Source organism: Actinomadura livida (assembly GCF_014648675.1).
GTDB classification, from domain to species: domain Bacteria; phylum Actinomycetota; class Actinomycetes; order Streptosporangiales; family Streptosporangiaceae; genus Spirillospora; species Spirillospora livida.
The window spans coordinates 244,600-252,756 of sequence record NZ_BMRO01000006.1 but is presented as its reverse complement, the minus strand read 5'-3'; the positions used below and the strand labels follow the sequence as shown (position 1 = coordinate 252,756).

General features: G+C 70.9%; 8 protein-coding genes. 7 read left to right on the top strand and 1 reads right to left on the bottom strand.

Annotated elements, in window-relative coordinates:
- From IEZ03_RS16380 to IEZ03_RS16350, 7 genes are all read left to right on the top strand, one after another.
- A partial coding sequence (locus IEZ03_RS16380; RefSeq protein ID WP_229808331.1) for a hypothetical protein occupies positions 1–226 on the top strand: 226 nt, incomplete at its 5' end.
- A gap of 14 nt (positions 227–240) precedes the next feature.
- On the top strand, positions 241–1,749 hold the full coding sequence (locus IEZ03_RS16375) for a DUF6851 domain-containing protein (RefSeq protein ID WP_221480676.1): 1,509 nt from the start codon (positions 241–243) through the stop codon (positions 1,747–1,749).
- A gap of 151 nt (positions 1,750–1,900) precedes the next feature.
- A complete protein-coding gene (locus IEZ03_RS16370; RefSeq protein ID WP_184883601.1) occupies positions 1,901–3,436 on the top strand; it encodes an MFS transporter in 1,536 nt (511 codons plus the stop codon).
- A gap of 17 nt (positions 3,437–3,453) precedes the next feature.
- The gene (locus IEZ03_RS16365; protein WP_184883603.1) at positions 3,454–4,074 is read left to right on the top strand and encodes a TetR/AcrR family transcriptional regulator; all 621 of its coding nucleotides are present in this window, start codon (positions 3,454–3,456) and stop codon (positions 4,072–4,074) included.
- A 109-nt stretch (positions 4,075–4,183) separates the two neighbouring features.
- On the top strand, positions 4,184–5,236 hold the full coding sequence (locus IEZ03_RS16360) for a polyprenyl synthetase family protein (protein WP_184883605.1): 1,053 nt from the start codon (positions 4,184–4,186) through the stop codon (positions 5,234–5,236).
- Between the two features lie 220 nt (positions 5,237–5,456).
- Positions 5,457–5,927 (top strand): VOC family protein, encoded by a 471-nt coding sequence (locus IEZ03_RS16355; protein WP_184883607.1) that lies wholly within the window; start codon positions 5,457–5,459, stop codon positions 5,925–5,927.
- Between the two features lie 270 nt (positions 5,928–6,197).
- On the top strand, positions 6,198–6,677 hold the full coding sequence (locus tag IEZ03_RS16350; RefSeq protein ID WP_184883609.1) for a VOC family protein: 480 nt from the start codon (positions 6,198–6,200) through the stop codon (positions 6,675–6,677).
- Positions 6,678–6,895: 218 nt separating this feature from the next.
- Here IEZ03_RS16350 and IEZ03_RS16345 read toward each other — a convergent pair whose 3' ends face one another.
- A complete protein-coding gene (locus IEZ03_RS16345; RefSeq protein WP_184883611.1) occupies positions 6,896–8,134 on the bottom strand; it encodes a cytochrome P450 in 1,239 nt (412 codons plus the stop codon).
- Positions 8,135–8,157 lie beyond the last annotated feature (23 nt).

The following is an 8,157-nucleotide window of genomic DNA, read 5'->3' as shown; positions in this document are numbered from 1 at the left end:
CTCCTTCGCGCCCCAGCCGCGGCAGAACCTGGACCTGGCGGAGATCCAGGCCCGGCTCGATCCGAAGATCGAGGCGTTCATGACCGGCGCTCCGTACGCCTACAACGACGACCGGGTGAGCATTTCAGTCCCGAAGTGGTCGGCCCAGGGGGGCCATTTCAACCTGGGCTACTACTACCAGGTGTCGCCGCAGCTGAAGGCCCTCATCGCGAAGAACAAGGACTAGGAAAGGGCATTTAGATGACGACGTCCGACCAATCTCTTGCCTCCGCCGAGGAACACGCCGCCGTGGACGAGGCCGCCGAGCCCGCCCCCGCGCCGGAGCCGGCGCCCCCGCAGTTCGAATACGACTTCGACAACGGCAACTTCATCAAGGACCTGATCACGACCAACGCGGACGGCAGGTTCCCCTCCGAGGACGCCATCGGCCCCACGGACGCGCCCCTCTACATCTGGATCACGCACATGTTCATGATGTCGTGGTTCGACGCGCTGGCGCCCTACCACCCGACCGCCGTCGGCATCTGCTCCCGGATCGAGCGCCGCCCCGCGAGCGAGTCCGCGACCAACCGGAACAAGAACATCGCCGGCCTGTACGCCGGGTACCGGGTGCTGCAGACCGTGTACCCGGAGCGGGCGCTGGTCATGGGGCAGGCGCTGGCCCTGTTCGGCCTGGACCCGGACGACGAGTCGGAGGACCCGGCCACGCCGGTCGGCATCGGGAACATCGCCGGGAAGGCCGTCATCAGGGCCCGCGCCAAGGACGGCATGAACCACCTCGGCGACATGGGCCGCACGTACCACGGCGAGCCCTTCGAGGACTACACCGGCTACGAGCCCGTGAACACGCCCCGGAAGCTGGCCGACCCCTCGCGGTGGCAGCCGGCGATCCACCGGCACCGCCGCCGCGTCGGCGACGGGCCCGGCGACAAGGGCATCTTCGTGGCCCAGCAGTTCATCACCCCGCAGGTGCGGCTGGTCAAGCCGTTCACCTACGACGACCCGGGGCGGTTCGAGCTGGCCCCGCCCGACCACAGCGACCACACCGACGCCGAGCGCTACAAGCGCTCGGTGGACGAGATCCTCGCGGCGTCGGCCGGCCTCACCGACGAGCAGAAGGTGAAGGCGGAGTTCTTCGACCACACCGGAGCCGCCATCACCCTGGCGCCGCGCGCCGCGGCGCTGGCCCACGACCTCGACCTGGACGGCTGGGCGCAGCTGTTCATGACGACGTCGCTGGCGCGGTTCGACGACATGATCGCCGCCTGGCACCAGATCCACCGGTACGACTCCGTGCGGCCGTTCAGCGCGGTCCGGCACGTGTACGGCGACGCCAAGGTGACGGGCTGGGGCGGGCCCGGCGTCGGGACGGTCGACGACCTCCCCGCACGCGAGTGGACCGGCTACCTGCCCCCGGGCGACCACCCCGAGTACCCGGCGGGCTTCGCGACGATCTGCGCGGCCCAGGCGCAGGCGGCACGGCGCTTCCTCGGCGACGACGTCCTCGACTGGACCTGGCCCTACGAGGCCGGATCGGCGCTGACGGAGCCGGGGACCGTCCCCGCCGAGGACCTCCAGCTCCACTACGCCACCTGGACCGACTACGAGCGGGACTACGCCGACAGCCGGGTGTGGGCAGGCGTGCACTTCAAGGAGACGGTCGAGAGGTCGCTCCCGTTCGGGGCCCAGTTCGGCGACCGGGCCCACGAGTTCGTGCAGCGGCACATCAACGGAGAGGTCGAGGACTGACCCTCTCCGGCGCGGCGGCGGGCACCGCCCCCGGCCCGCCGCCGCGCCCCCTTGCCGGCGCAGCCCGCGCCCCGCCCGGTGACGGTAAAGCCCCGGCATGGGGGCGCCGCGAGCCCTAGGCGCAGAAGTTGGGATCGACTATCATTTGAGCATGGCTTCCAAAAACAACTGGCTGGCACTAGTCGGTCTGATCATCAGCGTCATCGTCCTCGGACTCGACCTGACGATCATGAACGTGGCGCTGCCCACCATGGCCGCCGACATCGGCGCCAGCACGGGCGAGCTGCAGTGGATCGTCGACTCGTACGCCCTGGTCTTCGCGGCCTTCATGCTCCCCGCCGGGCTGCTCGGTGACCGCTTCGGACGGCGCAGGCTGCTCGTCGCCGGCCTCGCCGTCTTCATGGGCGGCTCGATCCTGGGAGCGCTCGTGTCGACCCCGGAGGGGGTCATCACCGCCCGCACGATCATGGGCCTGGGCGCGGCGCTGATCATGCCGCTCGCGCTGTCGGTCATCCCGACGCTCTTCCGGGGGGAGGACCAGACCAAGGCGGTCGCGGCGCTCACCGTCGGGATGTCGGTCGGCCTGCCGTTCGGACCGCTGGTCAGCGGCTGGCTCCTCGACAACTTCTACTGGGGCTCGGTCTTCGTCATCAACATCCCGTTCGTGGCCGTCGGCATCATCGCCTGCCTCACGCTGATCCCCGAGACCCGCGACCCGTCGGCGCCCAAGATCGACCTGATCAGCACGGCGCTCGGCGTGCTCGGCCTCGCCGCCCTGGTCTACGGCCTCATCGAGGCGCCCGTCGAGGGATGGGGCGACCCCGTCATCGTCGTCGCGCTGGTCGCCGGCGTGCTGATGCTGATCGGCCTCGTCCTGCGCGCCCGCCGCGAGACCCGGCCCATGCTGGACCTGGAGCTGCTGGAGAACCCCGCCTACCGGTGGAACACCGCCATCGCCGCGCTGGCGATGTTCGTGATGATGGGCCTGGTGTTCGTCCTGCCGCTGTACCTGCAGGCCGTCCTGCGCTACGACGCCTTCGACACCGGGCTGCGCCTGCTGCCGCTCCTGGTCGGCATGATCGTCGTGGCGCGCGCCGTGCCGCCGCTGGTGACCCGCTTCGGCTCCCGGCCGGTGGTGGTGGGCGGCATGGCCACCCTGGGCCTCGCGATGCTCCTCGGCAGCACCACGGACGCCGACACCGGCTACGGGTTCACCGCGCTGTGGATGGTCATCACCGGCCTGGGCGTCAGCTTCGCCATGATGCCGGCCATGGACAAGGCCCTCGCCGCGCTGCCCAAGGGCCGGGAGGGCATCGGCACCGGCCTCCTCACCACCCTGCGCCAGGTCGGCGGCGCCATCGGCGTCGCGCTCCTGGGCAGCCTGCTCAACGCGATCTTCAAGGACCGGATCGACACCGCGGGGCTGCCGGCGGAGGCGGCCGACGCGGCCGGGCAGTCCGTGGTGGCCGCGCAGGCGGTCGCCGGACAGCTCAACATGCCGCAGCTGGCGCAGTCCGCCGAATCGGCCTTCATCGACGGCATGGGGCTGGTCCTGCTGGTCAGCGGCATCGCCGCTCTCGCCATGGCCGTCCTCGGCGCCTTCGTCCTGCCGGACGACCCGGAGGAGGAAAAGGATGACCGGACCGTCGAGGCCCAGCCCGGCTCTGCCGCTGGCGCCCGAGAATGAACTGTAGGCTCTCGTCCATGCCCAGCAAGCCGACCGTGCCGGCGATCGCGGCCGTCGAAGCCGACCTCGGCCTGCGCGAACGCAAGAAACTGCGCACCCGCCGGAGCATCCGTGAGGCGGCCCGCCGGCTGATCGAGGAGCAGGGGTACGAGCACACCACCATCGAGCAGATCGCCGCAGAGGCCGAGGTCTCCCCGAGCACCGTCTTCCGGTACTTCCCCACCAAGGAGCACATCGTCCTGACGGACGAGTTCGCCGCGTCCGGCATCGACCTCCTCCGCTCCCGCCCCGCGGACGAGCCGCCGCTGGTCGCCCTGCGGGAGACCCTGACCGGGATGGTGCACCAGGTCTACGGAGACTACGGCGCCGAGTACCGGTGGCGGCGGGAGCTGGTGCGGACGGTGCCGACGGTGCGGGCCTTCATGTACGAGGCCCAGTACCGGATGGTCGACGCCGCGTGCGCGGCGCTCGCCGAGCGGACCGGCCGCCCGGCGGACGACCTCGAACTCCGCGTCGTCGTGGGCGCCATGACGGGCGCCTTCCACCAGGTGCTCTGGGGCGACCACAACGAGGAGGGCGACCTGCTCGATCTGATCGACCGGGCCCTGGCGGTACTGAACCGCGGCCTGGTGCTTTAGACCGTGCTGTAAGACCGTCCAGACACACCCTGCGGGCCAGGAACGCCGACGGCGTTCCTGGCCCGCAGCGCTCATGCGGACAGATTCTTCGGGAAGAGGAGGTCGTGGCATGGGAGCCACCGATCAGACCACCACCACGCCCGCCGAGGCCCGCGGCGCCCTGCTGAGCCGGGTCGAGGACCGGCTGAGCGGCCTGCTCACCGCGGAGAAGTCCCGCTGGTCCGCGGTGGACCCGCGCGCGGCGGTGCCGGTCGAGGCGGTCGACGCCCTGGTGTCCGCCGGGGGGAAGCGGCTGCGGCCCGCGTTCTGCCTGAACGGCTTCCTGGCCGCGGGCGGCGATCCGGCGCGGGAGCAGGTCGCGGTGGACGCGGCCGCCGCACTGGAGATCCTGCACGCGTACGCCCTGCTCCACGACGACGTGCTGGACGACTCGCCCCTGCGCCGCGACGAGCCGACCGCCCACGAGCGGCACGCCGCGGAGCACCGCGCCGCCGGCTGGGCCGGCGAGCCGCGCCGGTACGGCGAGGGGGTGGCGAGCCTGGCGGGGGACCTCGCGCACGTCTACGCCCACCGCCTGGTCGGCGCGCTGTCCCCGGCCGCCCGGGAGGTGTGGCACGACGTGTGCACCGAGGTCGTCATCGGCCAGTACCTGGACATAAGGGTGGCGGCCGAGCGGGTCGCGGACCCCGAGCTCTCCCGCTGGACGGCGATATGCAAGTCCGCGCGGTACACGATCCACCGCCCGCTGGCGCTCGGCGCCGCCATCGCCGGGCGGCTGGACCTCGCGGCCCCGTTCGAGCAGTACGGCGCCGCGCTGGGCGAGGCGTTCCAGCTGCGCGACGACCTGATCGACGCCTTCGGCGACAGCTCCGTCTCCGGCAAGCCGACCGGCCTGGACTTCGCCCAGCAGCGGATGACCCTGCTCGTCGCCCTGGCGGTCCAGCGCGACGACCGCGTCTCCCGGCTGCTCGCCGACCAGAACGGCGACGGCGCCGAGCTCGGCCGCCTCATCACCGACATGGGCGTGCGCGGCGAGGTCGAGCGCCGCATCGACCACCTGGTGGAGCAGGCCCGGTCCGCGATCGCGGAGGCCCCGCTCAGCCCGGGCTGGCGGGACGAACTGGCGCGCGTCGCCGTCGAGGTCGCCTACCGCCAGAAGTGACCGCCCTGCCCGGTCCGTGAGGCCCGCGCCGCAGGAGAAATGCCGAATCGGCGTGCGATTCTGGACCGGCCGGAAAGTGGCGTGGCCGGCATTTTATCCGGAGGTGTTCATCCGTTGACGCTCGCGATAGCGAGTGTTAGCGTGCGAGCTGGCTGAATTACCTGGTTTCTGTTGCCGCTGCACGGTTCGCACGTGCGGGAGCCGACAAGGAGGAGTGATCATGGCGGGTGCAGTGAAGCCGATTCCCGAGTCATATCGCAGAATTACTCCCGCCCTCGTCGTCAACGGCGCGGCCAAGGCCATCGAGTTCTACACGGAAGTGTTCGGGGCGACGCAGCGCATGTCCTACCCCGGGCCCAACGGCACGATCGCCCACGCGGAGATCGAGGTCGGCGACGCGGTCCTCATCGTCGAGGACGAGATGCCCGGCCGCACCAAGGCGCCGCCCGCCGGCGGGCTCGACGGCTCGCCCACCTTCCTGTTCATCTACGTCGAGGACGTCGACGCGGTCGTCGACAAGGCGGTGAAGCTCGGCGCCCGGCTCGTGCGCCCCCCGCAGGACCAGTTCTACGGCGACCGCGACGGTCACGTCGTCGACCCGTTCGGCCACGGCTGGACCATCGCGTCCCATGTCGAGGACGTCGCGCCCGACGAGATGATGGCTCGCATGGCGAAGATGTTCGGCGGCTGAACACGCCGGCTCCCGGTTCCCGCGCGCACGCGGTGAGTTCCGGGGGCTTTGGCGGCAGGCGCATTGGAACGATCCATCGAGGTCCATTCCGGTAAATGGTTCGCTCCGCATCAGCCGACCGCGTCGAAACGTTGCACTAAATGCCGGGAGCGAGGGTCACGGCGAGGTAAAGATCTGGTTTTGCCCGAACAGGGGAGTTGACCGGGACCCGGCAGGCGCAAGAATCATTTGCACGGTCATGTCAAAGCGCCAGGCGAGGAGGACGAGCCAATGTCCGGTACCGACCTGATCACCTGCATGTTCTTCAGCGGCAATGCCCAGGAGGCGGCCGAGTACTACACCGGAATCTTCAAGGACTCCTCCATCGACCGGGTCAACCACTTCACCGCGGCCGGCCCCGGGCCCGAGGGGGCGATCGTGAGCGTGGAGTTCACCCTGAACGGCCGGAGCTTCGTCGCGCTCAACGGCCCGCCGCTCGACTTCACCCAGGCGATCTCGCTGCAGATCCCGTGCGCGGACCAGGCCGAGGTGGACCACTACTGGGACGCGCTGACGGCGGGCGGCGAGGAGGGCCGGGCCGGCTGGCTCAAGGACAGGTTCGGCGTGTCCTGGCAGGTCGTCCCGGCCGCGCTCGCGGACATGCTCGGCTCCCAGGACCGGGCGAAGGCGGCCCAGGCCGCGAAGGTGATGATGAGCACGCAGGGCAAGATGAGCCTCGCCGCGCTCCAGCAGGCGTTCGACGGAGCCTGAGCTCCCGGACGCAGTCCCGCGTCCGAGGGCGACGCCCCCGCGACGCCGACGATCAGACTCAGGCGATCAGACCGCAGCCGTCCGGCGCGCTCGGCCCATGGCCTCCACGGTCGCTCACATGCAGCAAGGCATGCGAGCGACCGTGGAGGCCTTTTCGCGTGTCCGCGGACACCCGGACCACCGGGACACAGCCGGGTCCGCCGCCGCGAGCCCGCCTCCTACCAGGCGACGGGCACCTCGGCCGGGCCCTTCTGGATGAGGGACGGGCGCCAGGTCGCGGGCCGGTCCGGCACCAGCGACAGCTTCGGGAAGCGCCGGGTGAGGACGTCGAGCGAGATCTCCAGCTCGGCACGGGCCAGCCGGGACCCGATGCAGTAGTGCGGCCCATGCCCGAACGCCAGATGGCTCGTCGGCGAGTCCCGGGTGATGTCGAACTCGCCGGGCCGGTCGAAGACGGCCGCGTCCCGGTTCGCCGCGGCCGGGCAGACCGCCAGCTCGGTGCCGGCCGGCAGTTCCCGCCCGGCCAGGACCGTGTCCTTCGTGGTCTGCCGCAGGAACAGGTGACCCGGGGCGCAGAACCGCAGGATCTCCTCGACGGCGCTCGGGATCAGGTCGGGCCGGTCGCACAGCATCCGCCACTGCTCCGGGTGTTCGAGCAGCCGCAGCACCCCGGCGCCGATCAAGGCGGACGTGGTGATCTGGCCGGCCAGCGTGACGCCCCACGCCGATCCGACCAGCTCCGCCTCCTCGTCCTCGCTGAGCGGCGCGCCGTCGGGCGAGAAGGCCGCGATCGCCTCACTGATCAGGTCGTCGCGCGGCTCGGCCCTGCGCGCGTCCACGTAGTCGCCGATCAGGCGCTGGGAGTTCGTCCACGACATGGCGGCCTCGGCCTGCTCCTCCTCGGTGGGGGAGACGTAGCCGATGGCGATCTTCACGGCGTTCCTGGTGTCCGCGCCCAGCGCGGCGTGGTGCTCGGGCGCGATCCCCATCACGTGGGCGATGACGGAGTTGGCCAGCGGGTTCGCGTAGCCGGCCATGAGATCGGCCGGGCTCTCGCCCGCGAGCAGGTCGTCGGCGAGCGCCGCGGCGCGCTCCGCGACGTAGGGCCTGACCGCCGCCACCCGGTCGGCGGTGAACCCGGCGGCCCACGGCTGCCGGTGCTCCATGTGCTCGTCGCCGTCCATCACGAGGAAGACCGGTACCAGGGGGTACCCGCTGAACATGATGGGGAGCACCGCCATGCTGAGCGGCTGCAGCGGTCTCAGATTGTTGATCGACGAGAACGTCCGGCCGTCCCGCATGACCTTCTTCACGTCCGCCATCCGGGTCACCACCCAGATGCCCAGCTTGGCGGAGAAGAAGACCGGCGTCTCCCGCTGGGCGCGCGCATAGAACTCGTAGGGGTCGTCCAGATGCCTGCTCAGCGGGTCGTACTCGTCCCCTACGGACTCGGACATGCTCTCTCCTTCCGCTCGCGGAG